Genomic DNA, 20,848 nt, shown 5'->3' with positions numbered 1-20,848 from the left:
CAGGGTTACTGCATCGCTACAGAGTCTGAAACCTTTTGATGATCAAGAAAACTCGCGATCCGCAGTGCTGCCGCTGCCGGATCTTCCTGCATGAAGCAATGCCCTCCCGCCACCGCCTGGCTGCTCACCTGCGGATTGAGCGCAGCCAGCCGCTGCACCGACGCCACTACAAACGGGTACGTCTGCTCACCATAGAGAATGCACGTAGGCGTGCTGATCCTGGCCAGATTCGACCACAACCGCTGCGGCGACGAACTGAAAATATCGACCTCACGCGCAGGCCGGCATTTGAGCACCACCCCCTCGCCGCAATCACCGATCGCATGCTCGACATAGGCCCGCAGCGCAGAGTCGTGCCAGCCTTTGAAAATCCCCCTGCCCTGCAACGCAGCGAAAGCCGCCTCGCGGTCAGGCCAGTGGCTGCGCCGGGTGGCCGCCTTGCGCGCCAGTCCATGACTGCGGTGCAGGCCAAACAGCCGGGCAGCGCCCATGGTGACGAGCATGCGCTGGCTGAAGATAACCGGGTCGAGCAGCACGGCGCGCTCGAACAATTGCGGATAATTAGCCACGATCAGCCCAGTCAGCACGCCACCAAAGCTGTGCCCCAGCGCGTAGCACGGCACCGCGCCGTACTCGCCGCGGCCGGCCTCGAATGCTTCCACCGCCAACTCAGCCGAGCGGTTCCAGCCGCGAAACACCCCACCGTGGTCACTGTCGCCATGCCCCTGCACATCGCTCAGCCACAGATCATAGTGCTCACCCAGGTGCATCAACAAAGGTTGATAAGCCAGGCTGCAAAAGCCGTTGCCATGCAGAAAGTGCAGCAACGGCTTGCCGCTGGCCGGCGTGCGCCAGCCGCGCAGGGTAAAGCCTTCGGAGCAGTCGTGAGACCAGGGGATCAATTGCATCGCTTGGCTGTACTCGCCGGTTCAGGAAAACGCCGATTGTACAAACAGCAGCGGGTAAAGCGATATCACCAGCAGCACTGCCATCAGGACATTGAACAGCATCAGCCAGCGCGGATTCTGCAGCAGGTTGCGCAAGGCACTGCCGAACATTACCCAGATCCCAACGCTAGGCAGGTTGACCAGGGCGAATACGGCGGCAATCACGATCACGTTGACCACGTAGCCTTGCGCTGGGGTGTAGGTGGTAATGGCGCCAACAGCCATGACCCAGGCTTTCGGGTTGACCCACTGAAACGCCGCAGCACCGAGAAAGGTCATCGGTTTGGCCGTGCTTTTGCCGTTGGCGGAGATCGGCCCGGAGGTAGCGATCTTGTACGCCAGGTACAGCAGGTAGGCGGCGCCGACATAGCGCAATACCGTGTACAGCACAGGCCAGGCCTTGAACACTTCACCCAGACCAAAGCCCACTCCCAGCACCATCAGCATGAAGCCGACACTGACCCCCAGCGCGTGGGGAATGGTCCGCAGCGCGCCGAAGTTGACCCCTGAGGCCAGCAACATGGTGTTGTTGGGCCCCGGAGTGATGGAGGATACGAAGGCGAACAGTACGAACGCCATCAGCAGGTCGAAGGAGGCAAACATGAGCAAGTGTCCCGAGCGGGTAGATGTTGTGCACCCACAGTAGCCCAGCGCCCTCGCCCGCCCACCTATACAGTTAGCCTCGAATAAGCAGATACACATTTTGTACTGCTGCGGGATAGATCACGGTCGCCGCCACACTGCCGGCGCAATTTGCACCTGCCTGGGCAGCAAGCGGTTGTCGAAAAACAACTGTGCCGTGCGCTGCTGCGCGGCGATGATTTCGTCACTGACGGCAAGCACTGGCGACGCCGGACGATGGCTGAAACTGCGCCGCACGACCTCTTCGGGCATGCCCATGAAGTCCGCCAATGTGCGGATACTGCCGGCCTCGTCACTGCGGGTCAGCGCCTCGGCCTGGCTTATCTGCTCAAGCAACTGGCCGACGAATTCGGGGTTGGCTTCGACATAGCCCCGCGCGCCGAGCATGAACGGGCCGATCAGGCCCAAGCCCTGCCCGTCCGCCAGTACCCGCGCTTTGCCTTCGACGTCGATAGCCGAATAGAACGGGTCCCAGATCGCCCAGGCATCGACACTGCCGCGCTCGAACGCCGCGCGGGCATCGGCCGGGGCCAGGTACACCGGTTGCACGTCGCGGATGCTCAAGCCGGCCTTGGCCAGGCTGCGCAACAGCAGGTTGTGCGCGCTGGAGCCTTTCTGCAGGGCGATGCGCTTGCCCTTGAGCTCGGCAACGCTGGCCAGCGTGCTGGCGTTGGGCACCAGGATCACTTCTGCTCGCGGTTTGGCCGGCTCGGCGCCGATGTAGAGCAGATCGGCAGCGGCCGCCTGGGCGAAGATCGGTGGGATATCACCGGTCGAGCCGATATCCAGGCTGCCGATGTTGAGCGCCTCGAGCATCTGCGGCCCGGCCGGAAACTCGATCCATTGCACCTTGGTATTGGCAAAGCGCTGCTCGAGAAAACCGTGCTGTTTGGCCAGCACCAGGCTGATCGAGCCCTTCTGGTAGCCGATGCGCAAACTGGCCGGATCTGCCGCTTGCACAGTCCCCGCTAGGGCCAACAGCAGTGCTGCAGCCATGCGAACAATAGTCATGGCTTACTCCTTCCAGTCGGTCGAGGGTTTTTCCCAGAGGTTGATCCCGCCTTCCACGGCGAACTGGTCGATCTCGGCCAGCTCCTCGGCGCTGAACGCGAGGTTGTCCAGAGCGGCGACGTTCTCGATGATCTGCTCGGGCCGGCTGGCGCCGATCAGGGCCGAACTCACGCGTGGATCGCGCAGGGTCCAGGCCAGTGCCAGTTGCGCCAGGCTCTGGCCACGCCGGTGGGCGATCTCGTTGAGCGCCTGGGCGCGAGCGATATTGGCTTCGGACAAGTGCTCGGCGCGCAGCGAGCTGCCGCCGGCACGGTTGACCCGCGCATCAGCCGGCACGCCCTGCAGATACTTGTCGGTGAGCAGCCCCTGGGCCAGCGCAGTGAACACGATGACCCCGGCGCCGACCTCTGCGGTGGTGTCGAGCAGGTCCTGTTCGATCCAGCGGTTGAACAGATTGTACGAGGGCTGATGGATCAGCAGCGGCACATTCAGCGCTTGCAGCAATGCTGCGATCTCGCGGGTTTTGCCCGCCGAATAGGACGAGATACCGATGTACAGCGCCTTGCCCTGGCGGACGATATCGGCCAGGGCAATCGCGGTTTCTTCCAGCGGCGTGTCGGCGTCGAAACGGTGCGAATAGAAGATATCGACGTAGTCCAGACCCAGCCGCGTCAGGCTCTGATCGAGGCTGGAGATCAGGTACTTACGCGAGCTGCCGCCCTGCCCATAGGGCCCAGGCCACATGTCCCAGCCAGCCTTGCTGGAGATGATCAGCTCATCGCGATGGGCGCGCAGGTCTTCGCGCAGCAAGCGGCCAAAGTTGCTTTCGGCGCTGCCGTACGGCGGGCCGTAGTTGTTGGCCAGGTCGAAGTGATTGATGCCAGCATCGAACGCCGTGCGCAGCAGCGCGCGCTGGGTGTCGATCGGCGTGGCATCGCCAAAGTTGTGCCACAGGCCCAGTGACAACGCCGGCAGGACCAGGCCAGTGCGGCCGACGCGGCGGTACGGCATGCGCGCATAGCGCTCGGGGTGGGCGGTGTAGCTCATGGTTGACCTCGTTTGGCAAAGAAGGGATTGGCCGGCACTTGCAGGCCCAGATGCTCACGCAGGGTGCGCCCCTGGTATTCACGGCGGAACAGCCCACGGCGCTGCAGCTCGGGCACGACCCAGCGGGCGACGTCTTCCAGGCCCTGCGGCAAGTGCGGCACCAGCACGTTGAAACCGTCGGCGGCGGCGCCTTCGAACCAGGCCTGCAGCTCGTCGGCGATCTGCGTCGGCGTGCCGATCAGGCTGTAGTGGCCGCGGCCACCGGCGATGCGCTGGCCAAGCTGGGCCAGGGTCAGCTGTTCGCTGCCGGCCAGCTCGGTGAGCAACTGCTGGCGGCTGCGCTGGCCGTCCTCAGTCGGTGGCAGCTCCGGCAACGGGCCGTCCAACGGGTAGCCGGACAGGTCGAAGTTACCGAGCATGCGCCCGAGCAAGGCCACGCCTACCCGGGGGTCGACCAGCGCCTGAAACTGCTCGGCCTTGTCCTGCGCCTCGGCCTCGCTCTGCCCCACCACGATGAACACGCCGGGCATGATCTTCAGCGCATCCGGCTCGCGCCCGTAGCGCGCCAAGCGGCCCTTGAGGTCGGCATAGAACGCTTGCGCCCGGGCCAGTGAAGGCTGCGCGGTAAACACCACTTCGGCAGTTTCGGCCGCCAGCTCGCGTCCGGCCTCGGACGAACCGGCCTGCACCAGCACCGGCCTGCCCTGGGGCGTGCGAGCGACATTGAGCGGGCCTTTGACGCGAAAGTGCTCGCCAACATGTTCAAGGGCACGCACGCCATCGGCGTGATGGAACACGCCACTGGCCTTGTCGCGGACAAACGCATCATCCGCCCAGCTGTCCCACAGCCCCTGCACCACCTGCTGAAACTCGCGAGCGCGGGCATAGCGTTCGCCATGCGGGATATGCGCGCTGCGGCCAAAATTGCCAGCCTCGGCGGCGGCATCCGAGGTCACCAGGTTCCAGCCTGCGCGGCCGGCGGACAAGTGATCGAGCGAGGCGAACTTGCGCGCCACATGGTACGGCTCGTTGTAGCTGGTGGTAGCCGTGGCGATCAGGCCGATGCGCTCGGTCACTGCGCTGAGTGCTGACAGCAATGTCAGTGGCTCGAAGTACACCGAGCGTGCGCTGTGGCTGGCTAGGGCATCACTCGGCGCGGCCACGCTGTCGGCGACGAACAGTGCGTCGAAGCAGGCCGCCTCGGCAGCCTGAGCTACGCGCCGGTAGATGGCGAAGTCCAGCGGATCAGCCGGCACGTCTGGATGACGCCAGGCGGCGACGTGGTGCCCGGTGGCCATGATGAAGGCGCCGAGGCTGAGTTGACGGGGTGCTGTACTCATCGGAGTTACTCGCTGATCGGTGCAAAGAGGCGGCCACAGGACTGGCCGCTCGGTTAGAAGTCCTTGCGCAGTTGCACGCCGAAGTAGCGGCCGTCATCGCGCGGCACCGAGCGATAGATATAGTCGCCGCCGCTGGAGAGCATCTGTGCGTAAGACTTGTCGCCAAGGTTCTTGCCCAGCAGTGCGACCCGCCAGCCCTCGTTGTAATCGGCCAGGGCAACACTGGCGTTCCAGATGCCGTAGGCACCCTGTACGGTGTCGGGGTTCTGGTCGAGGCTGAACTGCACCGAGTCCTGCCAGCTGTAGTCACTGGCCAACTCGATATCCAGGCCGTTGTCCAGCGGGATCACATAGTCGGCGCGCAGGTAGGTCTTCCAGTCCGGGGTGAACGGCAGGCGGCCGCCGTCGATGTCGCAGCTGGCAGCCGCGCCCGCTGGGCAGTTGAAGTGGTCGACGCGAGCTTTGGTGTAGGCCGCTGCGGCAGACAGTTTCAGCTGCGAGGTGACCTGGAAGCTGGCATCCAGCTCGACGCCCTGGGTCTTGACCTTGCCGGCGTTGACCAGGCGGGTGACCACCTGGTTGGCCACGGTGTCGAAGAAGTTGGCCTGGTAGTCGTCGTAGTCGGTATGGAACAGCGCCAGGTTGGCCACCAGGCGGTTGTCCAGCGCAGTGCTCTTGAGGCCGATCTCGTAAGCGTCGGAGGTTTCTGGCTTGAGTGCACCGGTATCGCGCGGCTGCATGTTGAAGAACACGTTGTAGGCCGGCCCCTTGTAACCACGTGAATAGGTCACGTAGCCGGTCAGGTTGTCGTTGAAGTCATATTGCAGGCCAGTGCGGCCGCTCCAGCCGTCTTCATCGACCGAGCCCTGACTGGCAGTCGAGGGCTGGATGCCGGTCACCGAGGTCGGCGAGGTGGACACCCGACGGTGATCGTATTCGAGGTCATCGTGGGTCCAGCGCAGGCCGAAGATGGCCCGCAAATCATCGGTGAAGTTGAAGGTGTTTTCACCGAACAGGGCAACGCTGTCATTGGTCGTCGAATAGTCGGCGCGGCCACTGTTGGCTACGCCGCCGTTGACCGACAGCCGCTGGTAGGTTTCCCGCGAGGTGCCGTGCATGTAGAACGCGCCCAGCACGTACTCGTTGAACTGGCCCTTGGGCGAGGTCAGGCGAAACTCCTGGCTGTACTGGTCGTAGTCGACAGTGCCTTTGTCATGGGAGGCGGTCAGCGGCAACAGCGCACGGCGGTCACCGTCCTGATACTGGGTGTTGTCCCAACCGCGCCAGGCGCTTATCGAGGTCAGGGTGTAATCCCCCAGTTGCCAGTCAAGCTGGGCCGAGAAGCCCTGGTTTTCGTCCTCGACGTGGGTCTTGAAATCACTGCTGATGTCGCGGTTGTGCGCGCTCGGCCGGACCGCGCCCAGCTGGTTGCGAAAGGCCGTGCTGGCCTGGGTGACGACGCCACTGGGCAAGGTGTCCTCACCCTTCATGTAGTCGCCGATCAGGGTCAGGCGCAGCTCATCGCTGGGTTCGAATTCAAGCTTGCCGCGCAGGCCTTTGCGCTCATAGCCATTTACATCATGGCCATTGGCGAGGTTCTCCACGTTGCCGTCATAGTCGCCCCACAGCGTGCTCAACGAACCTTTGAGCTGCTCGTTCAAGCGGCCACCGAGGCCAAAGCGCAGGCGGTTTTCGTCGCCACCGCCAAAGTGCGAATAGTCGACATAGCCTTGGGTCTGCTCGGGGATAGCTTTGCTGACCACGTTGAGCACGCCGGCGGAGGCGTTTTTGCCGAACAGCGTGCCCTGCGGGCCGCGCAGCACTTCGATGCGTTCCAGATCTAGCAGATCGAGGGTGGATTGGCCTGGTCGGCCAAACACCACGCCGTCGACCACAGTAGCTACGGTCGGCTCGACGCCTGGTGAGGTCGAGATAGTGCCGACGCCACGAATGAACAGCGAGGTGTCCTTGTTCGACGCACCCGCACGGTAGTTGAGGGTCGGCACCTGCTGGACGATGCTGGCGACGCTGTTGCGGTTATCGCGTTCGAGCTGCTCGCCCTGCACCACCGAGACCGCAACCGGCACTTCCTGCAGGCTCGCCTCGCGGCGTGTAGCGGTCACGGTGACGGCGCTCAGCGCAGTGGCCTGCGGGTTCTGCTGGTCGTTATCAGCAGCCTGTGCCGACTGACCGATGGCCGCCAGCAACACGGCTGTGGCGAGTGGCGAACGTACGGGGAAACGGCTGGCGCGCGCAACGGCGCCTCGGATGTGATGTATGTGCATGATGCTTACTGCCCTGAAAGACCAGACTGAATTGAAGTGCTGTCGATGTCTGGTCTCGCTCGTGCGAGTGGCAGTCGGTGGCCAACAGCAGCGCTGTGTTAGCGCTAACATGGACCGAGTATCCAAGCCCGCCGCTTAGCAGGTCAAATACTTAAAAAAACTTTTGTTATTCCATAAAGCTATTTGCGTAGCATGCCTGGGTTAGCGCTAACATCGGCGCTCATTCATTCGAGATGCCCCTGTGAGCCAGCTCAAGGACACCCCTCGTAAGCGCCGCGGCGCGGGCCGCGTCACCCTCGCCCAAGTGGCGCGCGAGGCCGGCGTGTCATCGATCAGCGTGTCTCGCTACTTCAATCAACCCGAGCAGGTTTCGCCGCCCCTGCGTGAGCGCATCAAAGCCGTGGTCGAAGCCTTGGGCTATGTGCCCAATCTGGTGGCCGGCGGGCTGGCTTCGGCACGCGGGCGTATCGTCGGTATGGTCATCCCAAACATCTCCGGGCCGATCTTTGCCCAGACCATCCAGGCCTTCAGCGACACCCTGAGCAAGCACGGTTATCAGTTGCTGCTGGCGTCGAGCTATTTCAGCGAAGAACAGGAAGAAAGCGCAGTGCGCGCGTTTCTCGGTTGGTCGCCGGCGGCACTGGTGGTCACCAGCCAGTTTCACAGCCCGGCCACCGAGAAGATGCTGGCAGAGGCCGATGTACCGGTCGTGGAAATCTGGGACTACTGCCCCGAGCGGGAGCCATTGCAGGTAGGTTTTCTGCACTTCGAGGTCGGCGTGCAGGCCTGCCGCTATCTGCTCGACAAGGGCCACCGGCGCATCGCCTTCGTGCAGAACAGCGCGGCCGGCGACTTCAGTGCGCTGCAACGGCGCGATGGTTATGCGCAAACCTTGCGCGATGCCGGGCTGGAGCCGTGGTTCTTCGTGCCGACGGCGGACAGCGCTCCGTTCGAGGCGGGCAAGCAGGCGATGCAGGCCTTGATCCGCCGCGAGCCGCGCCCGGATGCGATCATCTTTGCCAACGACAACTTGGCCGCCGGCGCCGTGCTCGCCGGCCAGCGCGCCGGCCTGAAGCTGCCCGAAGAGATGGCCATAATGGGCTTTGGTGACTACGCCTTCGCTGACATGCTGCTGCCAAGCTTGACCACCCTGCGCCCGCCCTCGCGGGAGATTGGCGAGATCGCCGCGCTGCGCGTGCTGCAGCACCTGGGAGCAATCGCCGTGGATGTCGATGTGCCGCGGCTGAACCTGTTGCACTGCGAGCTGATCGCGCGCGAAAGTGCCTGACATCCCGCATAAAGCGCTCGCAATCAGCCCTGCCAACGGGCAACCTTGTGCTCCCTGCAAACGGATCGACCTAGCAATGGCTAAATGGCTGGAAGGCGGCGGATTGATGGCCGAACGCATCCGCGCCCACGATTGGGCGCAAACTGCGCTCGGGCCTATGGAAAGCTGGCCCGACGTGCTCAAGACCACCCTGTCGCTGTGCCTTAACTCACGGTTCGCTCAGGCCGTGCTATGGGGCGAGCAGATGCTCACTCTGCACAACGATGCCTTCAGCGATATCCTGGGCGGCAAGCCACTGGCCTTGGGCATTCCTTTCAGCGAAGTCTGGCAGGAGGCGTGGAGCGACATCGGAGTACTTGCCGAGCGCGCCCTTGCCGGCGAAGCGGTGTTCATCGAGAACTTTCCACTGCTGATTGATCGCCAGCGCGGTACCGAACGCGCTTACTTCACGTTCTGCTACAGCCCGATCCGCGACCACAATGGCGAATTGGTCGGCATGCTCGATACAGTCACTGAGACCACCGCGACAGTGGTCGCCAATCAGCGCCTGAATTTTCTCGACAGTCTGAGCCGTACCCTGGCCGACGCCACCGAGCCTGACCTGATCATGGCCACCACCACCCGTCTACTGGTCGGACATCTCGGCCTGTCCAGCTGTGCCTATGCCGTCATGGACGCAGATCAGGACGGTTTCACCATTTGCGGCGATGCCGTCGCGACCGGCTCACCACGGTTGGTGGGCCACTATCGGCTGGCCGATTTCGGCAGCCTGGCGGTCAGCCAGCTGCGCGCCGGTCGGGCGCTGGTGATCGACGACAACCTCAGCCAACTGCTGCCACATGAGGCCGCGACGTTCCAGGCCATTGGCATCACTGCGACCATCTGCATGCCGCTGATCAAGGACGGTCGGCTGACCGCACTGATGGCTATCCATGACCGCCAACCGCGCCACTGGACGGCTTACGAGCAGGGGCTCATCAGCGAAGTCACCGAGCGCTGCTGGGCGCATATCCAGCGGGTCCAGGCCGTTGCCGAGGTGCGCGCCAGCGCCGCCGCCCTCGAAGCACTCAATGCCAGCCTGGAACAGCGTGTCGAAGAGCGCACCGAGCAATTGCTGCAAACCGAAGCAGTCCTGCGCCAGTCGCAAAAGCTCGAAGCGATCGGCCAGCTGACCGGAGGCGTGGCGCACGATTTCAATAATCTACTGACCATCATTCGCTCGTCGCTGCACTTCCTGCAACGTCCCGACCTGGAAGACAGCCGCCGCCAGCGCTATCTGCAAACCATGATCGAGACGGTTGAGCGTGGCTCGAAACTGACCGGCCAACTGCTCGCCTTTGCCCGGCGCCAAGCGCTCAGCCCGCAGATATTCGAGGTTGGCCAACGCCTGCAAGCCATGGCCGACATGCTCGATACCGCCACTGGTGCGCGGGTCAAGGTGGTACTGGAACTGCCGCAGACGCCGTGTTTTGTCCATGCGGACCCAGGCCAGCTGGAAACCGCAGTGCTTAACCTGATGATCAATGGCCGCGACGCGTTGAATGGAGTAGGCACGCTGGTACTGCAACTGGTTGCCAACCAGCGCATGCCCGCGCAACCGGGTGATCATCTGCAGGCGGGGGCGTTTGCCGCGATTTCGGTGATCGACAATGGCACGGGTATTGCGCCAGAGCTGCTGGAGCGGATTTTTGACCCCTTCTTCACCACCAAGCCGGCCGGTGAAGGCACCGGCCTGGGCTTGTCGCAGGTATTTGGCTTCGCCAAGCAGTCAGGCGGCGATGTGCAGGTAATCAGCCAGCCTGGCCAGGGCACCACGTTTACCCTGTACTTGCCTCAGGAGGCTCCGTCAGTGGGCTGTTGAGCGCGAGCAACTGGGCCAAACTCTCAGCCAGTTCGGCCCGGCGAAACGGCTTGCGCAGAACAGCAAAACCATTGAGTTCACGCGGGGTCAGGTTGGCATAACCGGTAATGATCAGCACCGGCAATTGCGGTTGCTGCTGGCGCAGTTGCTGAGCGAACCTGGCGCCGGTCTCATCGACCATGATCTGGTCAGTCACCAGCACATCCATCGCCAGCCCCTCTGCCAGCATTCGCCGCGCCTGCGCGGGGCTGGCGGCTTCGGCTACCCGATAGCCAAGGTCACGCAATTGCAGGGCCGTTGCGTTGCGCACAATGTCCTCATCGTCAACCAGCAAGACCTGCATTTGCCCTGGTGCCATGATGGCGTCGCCAACTTCGGCAAGCGGCTCACAGACCTGGCCGCGACTGACTGGCAGCCACAATGTCGCCCGAGTGCCCTGCCCCGGCTGCGAATCGATGGCAAAGCCACCGCCTGACTGAGCTGCCAGGCCCTGCACCATGGGCAGGCCAAGGCCGGAGCCTTTGCCGACCTGTTTGGTTGAATAGAACGGCTCAAAGCAACGCTCCAGCACTTCTTCACTCATGCCGCAGCCGCTGTCACGCACCTGCAGCCAGACCTGGCGGCCGTGCACGCTTTCCGGCCAATCCGGGTCATCTTCACCAACCCCGGCGGCCAGATACACACGCCCGCCATTGGCCATGGCGTCGCGTGCGTTGACCACCAGGTTGAGCAAAGCAAGCTCAAGCTGATGGGGATCGACCAGCACATTGGGCAACTGTGGATCGATCTGCACCACGACCTCAATGGTCGGCCCCAACGAGCGCGCCATCAACTCGTGCATGTCATTGACCAGTGTTGCCAGGCACACGGCTTGCGGCTTGAGTGTCTGCCGGCGAGCAAAGCTGAGCAGGCGCCCGACCAGAATTCGCGCACGTTCAGCGGCCTGCAGCGCACCATCGATCAAGCGCACTGAACGCTGAGCATCCTCTGGCCGTCGACGGATCAGCTCCAGGGAGGCAATGATCGGGGTGAGCATGTTGTTGAAATCGTGGGCGATACCGCCGGTGAGCTGGCCAATCATCTCCATCTTGCCAGTTTCATACAGCTGCCGATTGGCTTCCTCGCGTTCGGCCAGCATTGCCGAGACACGCTCTTCGAGGGACTCATTAAGCGCCAGCAGCTCGGCAAAAGTTGCCTCAAGGTGCGCACTGCTGGCGCGCAACGCCCGCTCGGAGCGGGCGTGGGTGATTGCCTGCCAGACCCGCTTGGCGGTGTCTTCAAGCAGCAGGCACTGGTCCTCGTCGACAAAATGCGGCGCGGCAAACTCGACGCCGAGGATGGCATCAATGCTGCTGCCGCGCAGTACCGGCACATACACGCTGGCGGCATCTGCACCCTGCACGGCGAACCCGCGACCGAGCTGTTCGGTCAGTAGCACTGGACTCTCGCCGCAGGTCAGATCACCAACCCTGGAAATCGCACCATTTACCCAATCGCGGGCGATGCGCATCTGCTGATCATCTCCTTGCGATTCGGCTAGAAAAACCCGCACGGCGCCCAGTTGCTGGCCTACGCGTTCGATGGCATAGGCTTCGATCTGTTCCGGCTCGGTCAATTCCGGAAGCGCCTGACCCAGTTCGAGGAGAAAGCTCTGCCGCCGTTCGAACTGCACCTTTTGCGTGGTTTCAGAGACGACGCACAATACACCGCCAACGCTGCCGTCGATTTCGCGAACGGCAGAGTAGGACACGTCGAAATAAGCCGTCTCGCCGTGGGCGCTACGCTCCAGGTAAAACGGTCGGTCCTTGGCTGAAAAAGTTTGCCCAGTGTTGCGCACGCCGCTCAGCAGCGGTTCCAGGTCATCCCACAGCTCGGTCCAGTTTTCCTGTGCAGGTCGCCCTAACGCGCGCGGGTGCTTATTGCCAATTGTGGTCGAGTAAGCATCGTTATACAGCGCCACGTATTCAGGACCCCAGAACAACACGATCTGAGCTTGAGCCGGCAAAATGGTTGCCATCAGCGTCTTCAGACTGAGCGACCACTGTTGCGGCGCACCCAGCGGAGAGCCTGACCAGTCCATGGTCTGGATCTGGCTGCCAATGCTGCCACCCCCCAGCAGAAAAGGCAGTTTTGCCTGGTCTGGGTGATTATTCTGACCTGACTTCATCTTGTGCTGACCGTCAATTGCCCAATACGTGTTGTCCTCTATCTGCTGAATAGGAGATCAAACCGGCGCAGACGTTCCGTGGCATTTTGTACCAGGTCGGACAAACGGCCGTCAGTAGCGATCACCAGGCTGGTGCAGGGCGTCACAGCGCGCCCCATTGCCTTGCACAGACTCTCCACGCATGGCCCTTTACTCGCGTGCCTGCGGGCATTTGCCAGGCCGGCACGAAGCTTGCCTTCCAAGACCTTTCAGGCCGAGTTCGGCCTTAGGTTTTTTAACGTTCATGAGTACATATTTACTAATTTCTCGTTCGCCAACCAGCCGCCATCATCCCTCCAACAAGAACACGTCGCCCATTGCCGGCGCGTACCCGGGGATCTCCCGACGCCCCTCCTTGCCTTGGAGTCAGTCATGACCAGTGCAGCCAATTCGGCCCCTCTGATAGAAAAACATACAATCGGCTACGTACCGCCGCAGGATCGCCACGGAAAGGTCAGGGATCTGTTCACCCTCTGGTTCGGTGGCAATATCGCGCCGCTGCCGATCGTCACCGGCGCGCTTGGCGTGCAGCTGTTTCACCTGAACCTGGTGTGGGGCATCGTCGCCATTCTGGTTGGCCACTTGCTCGGCGGCGTGCTGATGGCGCTGCACTCGGCGCAGGGGCCACAGATGGGCATCCCGCAGATGATTCAGAGCCGCGCCCAGTTCGGCTCGCTCGGCGCCCTGCTGGTGGTGGTGATTGCCGGGGTCATGTACATCGGCTTCTTCGCATCCAATATCGTTCTTGCCGGCAAGTCACTGCACGGTGTCGCGGAGTCGATTCCGGTATCGGTCGGCATCGTGGTCGGGGCGCTGGGATCGGGCATCATCGGCATCATCGGTTACCGCTTCATCCATGTGCTCAACCGTATCGGCACCTGGGTATTGGGCATCGGTATCGTGGTCGGCTTTGGCTATATCTTCAGCCATGTGCAAAGCGACGACTTCCTCACCCGCGGCGGCTTCAACCTGGCCGGCTGGCTGGCCACGGTCTCGCTCGCCGCGCTGTGGCAGATCGCCTTTGCGCCGTATGTGTCCGACTATTCGCGTTACCTGCCCGCCGACGTCAAAGTCTCCTCGACGTTCTGGACCACCTACCTCGGTTCGGCGCTCGGCTCCAGCCTGTCGTTCGTGTTCGGCGCCGTGGCCGTGCTGGCGATCCCGGCCGGGATGGACACCATGGACGCGGTGAAGATGGCCACCGGCGCCATCGGCCCGCTGATGCTGGTGCTGTTCCTGCTCAGCGTGATCAGCCATAACGCGCTCAACCTGTATGGCGCGGTGCTGTCGATCATCACCCTGATCCAGACCTTCGCCTGGCGCTGGATCCCCACCGCCAAGAGCCGTGCGGTGCTGTCGCTAATCGTCCTCGCGGCCTGCTGCGTGGTGGCAGTGTTTGCTTCGGCGGACTTTATCGGCCACTTCGTCGACATGGTGCTGGTGCTGTTGGTGGTACTGGTGCCGTGGACCGCGATCAACCTGATCGACTTCTATGTGATCCACAAGGGCGACTACGACATCGAGTCGATCTTCAAGGTCGATGGCGGTATCTACGGCCGCTACAACCCGCAGGCGCTGCTGGCCTATGCCGTAGGCATCATCGTGCAGATCCCGTTCATGAACACCCCGTTGTACGTCGGCCCGGTGTCCGAGCACATCAACGGCGCCGACCTGTCGTGGCTGGTGGGGCTGCTGATCACCTCGCCGCTGTACTGGTGGCTGGCCAGCCGCGATAGCGCTTACCGCCGGCGCCAGACCAGCGCCAAACTGGCCGCAGCTGCCTGAGCCAAGGCCATCACGGGCTGGCCTCGCGCCGGCCCGGTTTGGCTACAGTCGCTCGCGCAGAAACTCGACAAAGGCCTGCACCGGCCGAGCGATTTGGCGGTGCTGCGGATACACCGCCGACAGCTGTAGCGGCGGCGGTGTCCAGGCCTCGAGCAACTTGACCAGACGCCCATCGGCCAGCGCCTGCTCGACGATGAAAGCCGGCAAGTAGGTCACCCCCATCCCGGCAATCGCCGCATCTCTCAATAGCTCGCCATTGTTGGCCCGCATGCGCCCACTGACGGCGATCGCCTGCAGTGTCTTGCCCTGCCCCTTGAACTGCCACTGCACCTGGCGTGAATGACCATAGGGCAGGCAATCATGCTCGCGCAGCGCTTCGGGTTCGAGCGGTGTGCCGCGCGCGGCTAGGTAGCCCGGGCTGGCACAATACACCCGCTCGATACTTGCAATACGCCGCGCAACCAGGCTTGAGTCCTCTAACGTGCCAATCCGTAGCGCCAGATCGTAGCCCTCACCGATCAGGTCCACAGCGCGGTCGCTCAGGTCGATCTCGACGATCAACTGCGCATGCAGTTGCAGAAACTCGGTGAGCAAACTGCCCAGATGGCTGATGGCAAACGACAGCGGCGCGCTCAAGCGCAGGGTCCCGCGCAGAGCCTGGGTCTGGCCGCTGATGTCCTGCTCGGCCTGCTGCATCTCGCCGAGCAGGCGCACGGCAGAATCGAAGTACTGCTGGCCCAGTGGGGTGGCGTCGAGGCGCCGGGTCGAACGGTTGAGCAAGCGCACGCCGAGGCGTTCTTCAAGCTGCATCAGGCGCCGGCTGACCGACTGCTTGGACATGCCCAGCAGGTCGGCTGCCGCGGTGAAACTACCGGCCTGCATGACCTGGGTGAAAATGCGCATGTCTTCGTATGGGTTCATCGGGTTGCTCTTGGTGACGGTCGAGCGCTTTATAGCGGCTTTTGTCTGCCTGGGCATCTATTGGTTTATTGGTTGATCGAAAAGCCTCGAGATCATTGAACTGAATCAGTCGGTTGATGATAGATCCGGATAAAGCCCACCTCGCTGTATTGGCGCAGTATTGTCAGCCTGAACCTGACAGTTAATCTCTGAGAAGCTAGTTTTTCATGATACTGAGTGACAGTAAGATTCATCCATCAACAGCCCAAAGCCTTCCCGGCGCAGGCTCACAGGAGAATCACCATGCTCACACTTCGCAAAGCACAAGACCGCGGCCTGGGCTTTCATGGCTGGCTGAAATCGTTTCACACCTTCTCCTTCGGCAGCTATCGCGACCCTGAAGAGCAAGGTTTCTCCGACCTGCTGGTGATCAACGACGACCGCGTCTCGCCCGGCCAGGGCTTCGGTCAGCATCCGCACCGGGACATGGAGATTTTTTCCTACGTGCTGGAAGGCGCGCTGGAACATAAGGACACGCTAGGCACCGGCTCGGTGATCCGCCCCGGTGACGTGCAGCTGATGAGTGCCGGCCACGGTGTTGCCCATAGCGAGTTCAACCACAGCCATGACGCGTCGGTGCATTTTCTGCAGATCTGGATCGTGCCGCAGGTCAAAGGCGCCGAGCCGCGCTATCAGCAGCAGCACTTCAGCGCTGCTGACAAACGTGGCCGCTTGCGCCTGATCATCTCACCGAATGGTGCACAGGGCTCGCTGCAGGTGCGCCAGGATGCCAAGGTCTATGCCGGGCTGTTCAACGGTGATGAGCGTGCCACCTTGAAGCTGCCGGACAACCGTCATGCCTATGTGCATGTTGCCCGCGGCAGCATCGAGCTGAACGGCCAGCTGCTCAGCGAAGGTGACGGCGTGCGGCTACGCCAGGAGCAGGTGCTGAGCCTGGCCAACGGCCACGACGCTGAAGTGCTGGTATTCGACCTGCGCCCGAACGAGCTGCCTGGGATGGCATGAGCAGAGGGGCCGTCAGTGCTGGCCCCTCACCTGCTTCACGCAGTGCTCAACCCTCGACCCCCTCAACAATGATTACCTCAGCCTTGGCCACCCCTTGTCGGTGGCTACAGGCGTCTTGATATTCCGCCGAGCGATAGCAGGCCAGTGCCTGCTCATAAGAATCGAACTCGATCACCACACTGCGCTGCGGTGTCGACCTGCCTTCCAACGCTTCACTGCGCCCGCCCCGGGCGAGGAACTTGCCGCCGTACGCCTTGAACGCTGCCGGCGCGCGCTGGGTGTACTGTTGGTACTGCTCGAGGTCGCTGATATCGACGTGGGCGATCCAGTAAGCCTTCATCCGCTGCTCTCCAGTTTTTCAGATTGTTGTGTATGATGGTATACCACAATAATCGACAAACTACAGCGAGCGTGCAGCATGGCTTTCAACAGCATCGAAGAACTTCTCGAGGACTATCGGCAAGGCAAGATGGTCCTGCTGGTGGACGACGAAGACCGTGAAAACGAAGGCGATCTGCTGATCGCGGCTGAACGCTGCGACGCCCAGGCGATCAACTTCATGGCGCGCCAGGCACGCGGGCTGATTTGCCTGACGCTCACCGACGAGCACTGCCAGCGGCTGGGCTTGGAGCAGATGGTGCCGAGCAACGGCAGCGTGTTCAGCACCGCTTTCACCGTTTCCATCGAAGCCGCCAGCGGCGTCACCACCGGTATCTCCGCCGCTGATCGCGCGCGCACGGTAGCGGCTGCGATGGCGGCCGATGCTCGCCCCGAGGACCTGGTCCAGCCGGGGCATATCTTCCCCCTGCGCGCCCGCGAAGGCGGCGTGCTGACCAGGGCCGGGCATACCGAAGCCGGCTGCGACCTGGCACGCCTGGCCGGGTTCAGCCCGGCCTCGGTCATCGTCGAAGTGCTCAATGACGACGGCACCATGGCCCGCCGCCCCGACCTGGAAGTGTTCGCCGCCGAGCATGGCATCAAGATCGGCACCATCGCCGACCTCATCCACTATCGCCTGAGCACCGAGCAGACCATCAAGCGCATCGGTGAGCGCGAACTGCCCACCGTGCACGGCACCTTCCGTCTGGTGACCTATGAAGACCGGATCGAAGGTGGCGTGCACATGGCCATGGTCATGGGCGATATCCGCCGCGAACAACCCACCCTGGTACGTGTGCACGTAATCGACCCGCTGCGCGACCTGGTCGGCGCCGAGTACGCCGGTCCCGCCAACTGGACCTTGTGGGCCGCCCTGCAACGGGTCGCTGAAGAAGGCTCCGGGGTAGTGGTTGTGCTGGCCAATCACGAGTCTTCGCAAGCGCTGCTGGAGCGTGTGCCACACCTGACCCAGCCCGTGCGGCCCTATCAGCGAGGCCAGTCCAAGGTCTATTCGGAGGTCGGCACCGGCGCGCAGATTCTGCAGGACCTGGGCGTGGGCAAACTGCGCCATCTGGGGCCGCCGCTCAAGTACGCGGGTTTGGCTGGGTATGAGCTTGAAGTGGTGCAAAGCATCCCGTTCGAGCCCGCTGTGCTTTGAGCAATCGCTGACCGCCGGTACACGCATGCCTCTTGCGAAAAGTTTGGAATACCATAATATGATATCCCGTAGACCTTAAAATCTTGGCCGGCTCCTACACTCAAAACTGGCCGCACCACATCGTTGAAATTGCTGCTCCCGAACATATTGGCGGGTGACAGAACCCGCCTCGAATAACAAAAGTAACGAGGGCGTAACCATGCTGTTGAGCAAACGTGTAAGCGCAGTGCTGTCCGCCAGCCTGCTGACCCTGGCCTGTCAGGCCACCCAGGCCGCCGACAGCCTCAACTTCGTCAGCTGGGGCGGTACGACCCAGGACGCGCAGAAGCAGGCGTGGGCCGAGCCGTTCTCCAAAGAGAGCAACATCAAGGTGGTGCAGGACGGCCCGACCGACTACGGCAAGCTCAAGGCCATGGTCGAGAGTGGCAACGTGCAGTGGGATGTGGTGGACGTCGAAGCCGACTTTGCCCTTCGCGCCGCAGCAGAAGGCCTGCTCGAGCCGCTGGATTTCAACACCGTCAAACGCGACCGGATCGACCCGCGGTTCGTTTCCGACCACGGTGTCGGCTCGTTCTTCTTCTCGTTTGTGCTCGGTTACAACGAAGGCAAGCTTGGTAGCAACAAGCCGGCCGAGTGGTCGGCGCTGTTCGACACCAAAACCTTCCCCGGCAAGCGCGCCCTGTACAAGTGGCCAAGCCCCGGCGTGCTGGAACTGGCCCTGCTGGCCGATGGTGTAGCCGCCGACAAACTGTACCCGCTGGACCTGGACCGCGCCTTCAAGAAACTCGACACCATCAAGAAAGACATCGTCTGGTGGGGCGGCGGCGCCCAGTCGCAGCAACTGCTGGCGTCTGGTGAAGTGTCGCTGGGGCAGTTCTGGAACGGCCGCGTGTATGCCTTGCAACAAGACGGCGCACCAGTCGGTGTGAGCTGGAAGCAGAACCTGGTCATGGCTGATTTTCTGGTCATTCCCAAAGGCGCCAAGAACAAGGACGCGGCGATGAAGTTCCTGGCCAACGCCAGCAGCGCCAAGGGCCAGGCCGAGTTCGCCAATCTCACCGCCTACGCCCCGGTCAACCTCGACAGCGTCAGCCAGCTCAAACCTGAACTGGCGCCGAACCTGCCCACCGCCTACGCCCAGGATCAGGTCACACTGGACTTCGCCTACTGGGCGAAAAACGGCCAGGCCATCGCTGCGCGCTGGAATGAGTGGTTGGTCAAATGAAAGTCGCCATCAACGCCCTGCACAACGCGCAAGGTGCCCCCAGCGGCACCGGCGCCCCCGGCACGGCCACCCGCCGCAGCGGGATGGGTCAACGCTGGCGCGGTAGCCGTAACCTGCTGCCCGCGCTGGTGTTCCTAGGCCTGTTCTTCTTTGCGCCACTGATCGGCCTGCTCCTGCGCGGCGTGCTCGAACCGGTGCCGGGGCTGGGCAACTACGAGCAGCTGTTCGCCAACTCGGCCTATGCACGGGTGCTGTTCAACACCTTCTCGGTGGCCGGCCTGGTGACCTTGATCAGCGTGCTGCTGGGCTTTCCGCTGGCCTGGGCTATCACCTTGGTACCGAAGGGCTGGGGCCGTTGGCTGCTGAACATCGTGCTGCTGTCGATGTGGACCAGCCTGCTGGCACGGACTTACTCGTGGCTGGTGCTGCTGCAGGCCTCCGGAGTGATCAACAAGGCGTTGATGGCGATGGGCATCATCGATGCGCCGCTGGAAATGGTGCACAACCTGACCGGCGTGGTGATCGGCATGAGCTACATCATGATCCCGTTCATCGTGCTGCCGTTGCAGGCAACCATGCACGCCATCGACCCGATGGTGCTGCAGGCAGGCTCCATCTGTGGGGCCAGCCCGTGGACCAATTTCTGGAAGGTGTTCCTGCCGCTGTGCCGCTCGGGGTTGTTCTCCGGGGCCTTGATGGTGTTCGTCATGTCGCTCGGTTACTACGTCACCCCGGCCCTGCTCGGTGGTGCGCAGAACATGATGCTGCCCGAGTTCATCGTCCAGCAGGTGCAGTCGTTCCTCAATTGGGGCCTGGCCAGCGCTGCCGCCGCACTGTTGGTGTTGATCACCCTGGTGCTTTTCTACCTGTACCTGAAGCTGCAGCCGGAATCCCCGGTCGGCAATGCGAGGTAAGCCGCGATGCTCCTGACTCCAAATGCCATGGGCCGCCCGCTGCGGTTTGGCCTGTATGCCACCACCGGTGTGATTGCCGCGTTTCTGCTGCTGCCGATCCTGTTCATCGTGCTGCTGTCATTCGGCTCCTCGCAATGGCTGGTATTCCCCCCGCCAGGCTGGACCCTGAAGTGGTACGGCCAGTTCTTCTCCAACCCGGAGTGGATGGACGCCGCTCTGGCCAGCCTCAAGGTTGCCGTGCTCACCACCGTGTGCGCAGTAGCACTGGGCTTGCCGACCGCCTTCGCCCTGGTGCGCGGGCGCTTCCCCGGGCGGGAAATGCTCTACGGCCTGTTTACCCTGCCGATGATCGTGCCGCTGGTGATCATCGCCGTGGCGGTCTACGCGCTGTTTCTCAAGCTTGGCTACACCGGGACGCTGTTCGCCTTTGTCGTCAGCCATGTGATCGTCGCCCTGCCCTTCACCATCATCTCGATCATCAACTCGCTGAAGCTGTTCGACCAGTCGATCGAAGACGCTGCGGTGATCTGCGGCGCCTCGCGCTTGCAGGCGATCTTCAAGGTGACCTTCCCGGCGATTCGCCCGGGGATGATCGCCGGCGGCCTGTTCGCGTTTCTGGTGTCATGGGACGAGGTGGTGCTCAGTGTGATGATGGCCAGCCCCAACCTGCAGACCCTGCCGGTCAAAATGTGGACCACCCTGCGCCAGGACCTGACCCCGGTGATCGCCGTCGCTTCGACGTTGCTGATCGGCCTGTCGCTCCTGGTCATGCTCATCGCCGCCGCCCTGCGCCGGCGCAATCCAGTCAGCGCCTGAGTGCCCGGAGACAATAAC

At 62.6% G+C, this 20,848-nt stretch carries 17 protein-coding genes; 8 read left to right on the top strand and 9 right to left on the bottom strand.

Annotated elements, in window-relative coordinates:
* Nucleotides 1-5: 5 nt before the first annotated feature.
* The 6 genes from K3F44_RS05140 to K3F44_RS05115 form a co-directional block, all read right to left on the bottom strand.
* Entirely contained in the window at nucleotides 6-908 is a 903-nt protein-coding gene (locus K3F44_RS05140; protein WP_220633468.1) for an alpha/beta fold hydrolase, read from the bottom strand.
* Nucleotides 909-929: 21 nt separating this feature from the next.
* Complete coding sequence (locus K3F44_RS05135; RefSeq protein WP_101318800.1) at nucleotides 930-1,550, bottom strand: LysE family translocator; 621 nt, start codon at nucleotides 1,548-1,550, stop codon at nucleotides 930-932.
* 120 nt (nucleotides 1,551-1,670) lie between these two features.
* On the bottom strand, nucleotides 1,671-2,600 hold the full coding sequence (locus tag K3F44_RS05130) for an aliphatic sulfonate ABC transporter substrate-binding protein (protein WP_220633467.1): 930 nt from the start codon (nucleotides 2,598-2,600) through the stop codon (nucleotides 1,671-1,673).
* A 3-nt stretch (nucleotides 2,601-2,603) separates the two neighbouring features.
* The gene (gene mgrA, locus K3F44_RS05125) at nucleotides 2,604-3,647 is read right to left on the bottom strand and encodes an L-glyceraldehyde 3-phosphate reductase (protein WP_220633466.1); all 1,044 of its coding nucleotides are present in this window, start codon (nucleotides 3,645-3,647) and stop codon (nucleotides 2,604-2,606) included.
* A complete protein-coding gene (locus tag K3F44_RS05120; protein WP_220633465.1) occupies nucleotides 3,644-4,987 on the bottom strand; it encodes an LLM class flavin-dependent oxidoreductase in 1,344 nt (447 codons plus the stop codon). The genes mgrA and K3F44_RS05120 overlap by 4 nt, the downstream gene beginning before the upstream one ends.
* A gap of 53 nt (nucleotides 4,988-5,040) precedes the next feature.
* Nucleotides 5,041-7,272, bottom strand: coding sequence for a TonB-dependent receptor (locus K3F44_RS05115; protein ID WP_220633464.1), 2,232 nt, complete (start codon nucleotides 7,270-7,272; stop codon nucleotides 5,041-5,043).
* 241 nt (nucleotides 7,273-7,513) lie between these two features.
* Between K3F44_RS05115 and K3F44_RS05110 the strand changes: the two genes are divergently transcribed.
* Complete coding sequence (locus K3F44_RS05110; RefSeq protein ID WP_220633463.1) at nucleotides 7,514-8,560, top strand: LacI family DNA-binding transcriptional regulator; 1,047 nt, start codon at nucleotides 7,514-7,516, stop codon at nucleotides 8,558-8,560.
* A 76-nt stretch (nucleotides 8,561-8,636) separates the two neighbouring features.
* Complete coding sequence (locus K3F44_RS05105; protein WP_220633462.1) at nucleotides 8,637-10,421, top strand: sensor histidine kinase; 1,785 nt, start codon at nucleotides 8,637-8,639, stop codon at nucleotides 10,419-10,421.
* On the opposite strand, the gene K3F44_RS05100 is transcribed toward K3F44_RS05105, so the two are convergent.
* Entirely contained in the window at nucleotides 10,378-12,588 is a 2,211-nt protein-coding gene (locus tag K3F44_RS05100; protein ID WP_220633461.1) for an ATP-binding protein, read from the bottom strand. The genes K3F44_RS05105 and K3F44_RS05100 overlap by 44 nt on opposite strands.
* A 411-nt stretch (nucleotides 12,589-12,999) precedes the next feature.
* On the opposite strand from K3F44_RS05100, the gene K3F44_RS05095 reads away from it, so the two are divergent.
* Complete coding sequence (locus K3F44_RS05095) at nucleotides 13,000-14,412, top strand: cytosine permease (protein ID WP_220633460.1); 1,413 nt, start codon at nucleotides 13,000-13,002, stop codon at nucleotides 14,410-14,412.
* A gap of 42 nt (nucleotides 14,413-14,454) precedes the next feature.
* On the opposite strand, the gene K3F44_RS05090 is transcribed toward K3F44_RS05095, so the two are convergent.
* Nucleotides 14,455-15,333 (bottom strand): LysR family transcriptional regulator, encoded by an 879-nt coding sequence (locus K3F44_RS05090; protein WP_181087727.1) that lies wholly within the window; start codon nucleotides 15,331-15,333, stop codon nucleotides 14,455-14,457.
* A 282-nt stretch (nucleotides 15,334-15,615) separates the two neighbouring features.
* On the opposite strand from K3F44_RS05090, the gene K3F44_RS05085 reads away from it, so the two are divergent.
* The gene (locus tag K3F44_RS05085) at nucleotides 15,616-16,338 is read left to right on the top strand and encodes a pirin family protein (RefSeq protein ID WP_220633459.1); all 723 of its coding nucleotides are present in this window, start codon (nucleotides 15,616-15,618) and stop codon (nucleotides 16,336-16,338) included.
* 46 nt (nucleotides 16,339-16,384) lie between these two features.
* Here K3F44_RS05085 and K3F44_RS05080 read toward each other — a convergent pair whose 3' ends face one another.
* Nucleotides 16,385-16,678: a DUF1330 domain-containing protein gene (locus tag K3F44_RS05080; protein ID WP_150571871.1), complete on the bottom strand. Its 294-nt coding sequence runs from the start codon at nucleotides 16,676-16,678 to the stop codon at nucleotides 16,385-16,387.
* A gap of 78 nt (nucleotides 16,679-16,756) precedes the next feature.
* Between K3F44_RS05080 and ribBA the strand changes: the two genes are divergently transcribed.
* The 4 genes from ribBA (at nucleotide 16,757) to K3F44_RS05060 (ending at nucleotide 20,830) form a co-directional block, all read left to right on the top strand.
* Entirely contained in the window at nucleotides 16,757-17,875 is a 1,119-nt protein-coding gene (ribBA, locus tag K3F44_RS05075) for a bifunctional 3,4-dihydroxy-2-butanone-4-phosphate synthase/GTP cyclohydrolase II (RefSeq protein WP_150569476.1), read from the top strand.
* 199 nt (nucleotides 17,876-18,074) lie between these two features.
* The gene (locus K3F44_RS05070) at nucleotides 18,075-19,100 is read left to right on the top strand and encodes an ABC transporter substrate-binding protein (protein ID WP_101318773.1); all 1,026 of its coding nucleotides are present in this window, start codon (nucleotides 18,075-18,077) and stop codon (nucleotides 19,098-19,100) included.
* Nucleotides 19,097-20,014, top strand: a complete 918-nt coding sequence (locus K3F44_RS05065) for an ABC transporter permease (protein ID WP_101318771.1) — start codon at nucleotides 19,097-19,099, stop codon at nucleotides 20,012-20,014. Before K3F44_RS05070 ends, K3F44_RS05065 begins: the two co-directional genes overlap by 4 nt.
* A 6-nt stretch (nucleotides 20,015-20,020) precedes the next feature.
* Nucleotides 20,021-20,830: an ABC transporter permease gene (locus K3F44_RS05060; protein WP_103437076.1), complete on the top strand. Its 810-nt coding sequence runs from the start codon at nucleotides 20,021-20,023 to the stop codon at nucleotides 20,828-20,830.
* Nucleotides 20,831-20,848: the final 18 nt, after the last annotated feature.

Origin of the sequence: Pseudomonas sp. S07E 245 (assembly GCF_019599025.1) — a bacterium.
GTDB classification, from domain to species: domain Bacteria; phylum Pseudomonadota; class Gammaproteobacteria; order Pseudomonadales; family Pseudomonadaceae; genus Aquipseudomonas; species Aquipseudomonas shirazensis.
Note: the sequence above shows the minus strand (reverse complement) of the source record. Positions and strands in the feature narration are given on the sequence as shown.

What these genes read in the sequence shown, in the direction of transcription:
- mgrA (WP_220633466.1), bottom strand. Translation starts at nt 3,647, where the DNA reads ATGAGCTACACCGCCCACCCCGAGCGCTATGCGCGCATGCCGTACCGC.
- K3F44_RS05060 (WP_103437076.1), top strand. Translation starts at nt 20,021, where the DNA reads ATGCTCCTGACTCCAAATGCCATGGGCCGCCCGCTGCGGTTTGGCCTG.
- K3F44_RS05140 (WP_220633468.1), bottom strand. Translation starts at nt 908, where the DNA reads ATGCAATTGATCCCCTGGTCTCACGACTGCTCCGAAGGCTTTACCCTG.
- K3F44_RS05095 (WP_220633460.1), top strand. Translation starts at nt 13,000, where the DNA reads ATGACCAGTGCAGCCAATTCGGCCCCTCTGATAGAAAAACATACAATC.
- K3F44_RS05135 (WP_101318800.1), bottom strand. Translation starts at nt 1,550, where the DNA reads ATGTTTGCCTCCTTCGACCTGCTGATGGCGTTCGTACTGTTCGCCTTC.
- K3F44_RS05120 (WP_220633465.1), bottom strand. Translation starts at nt 4,987, where the DNA reads ATGAGTACAGCACCCCGTCAACTCAGCCTCGGCGCCTTCATCATGGCC.
- ribBA (WP_150569476.1), top strand. Translation starts at nt 16,757, where the DNA reads ATGGCTTTCAACAGCATCGAAGAACTTCTCGAGGACTATCGGCAAGGC.
- K3F44_RS05085 (WP_220633459.1), top strand. Translation starts at nt 15,616, where the DNA reads ATGCTCACACTTCGCAAAGCACAAGACCGCGGCCTGGGCTTTCATGGC.
- K3F44_RS05130 (WP_220633467.1), bottom strand. Translation starts at nt 2,600, where the DNA reads ATGACTATTGTTCGCATGGCTGCAGCACTGCTGTTGGCCCTAGCGGGG.
- K3F44_RS05070 (WP_101318773.1), top strand. Translation starts at nt 18,075, where the DNA reads ATGCTGTTGAGCAAACGTGTAAGCGCAGTGCTGTCCGCCAGCCTGCTG.
- K3F44_RS05115 (WP_220633464.1), bottom strand. Translation starts at nt 7,272, where the DNA reads ATGCACATACATCACATCCGAGGCGCCGTTGCGCGCGCCAGCCGTTTC.
- K3F44_RS05090 (WP_181087727.1), bottom strand. Translation starts at nt 15,333, where the DNA reads ATGAACCCATACGAAGACATGCGCATTTTCACCCAGGTCATGCAGGCC.
- K3F44_RS05100 (WP_220633461.1), bottom strand. Translation starts at nt 12,588, where the DNA reads ATGAAGTCAGGTCAGAATAATCACCCAGACCAGGCAAAACTGCCTTTT.
- K3F44_RS05080 (WP_150571871.1), bottom strand. Translation starts at nt 16,678, where the DNA reads ATGAAGGCTTACTGGATCGCCCACGTCGATATCAGCGACCTCGAGCAG.
- K3F44_RS05065 (WP_101318771.1), top strand. Translation starts at nt 19,097, where the DNA reads ATGAAAGTCGCCATCAACGCCCTGCACAACGCGCAAGGTGCCCCCAGC.
- K3F44_RS05105 (WP_220633462.1), top strand. Translation starts at nt 8,637, where the DNA reads ATGGCTAAATGGCTGGAAGGCGGCGGATTGATGGCCGAACGCATCCGC.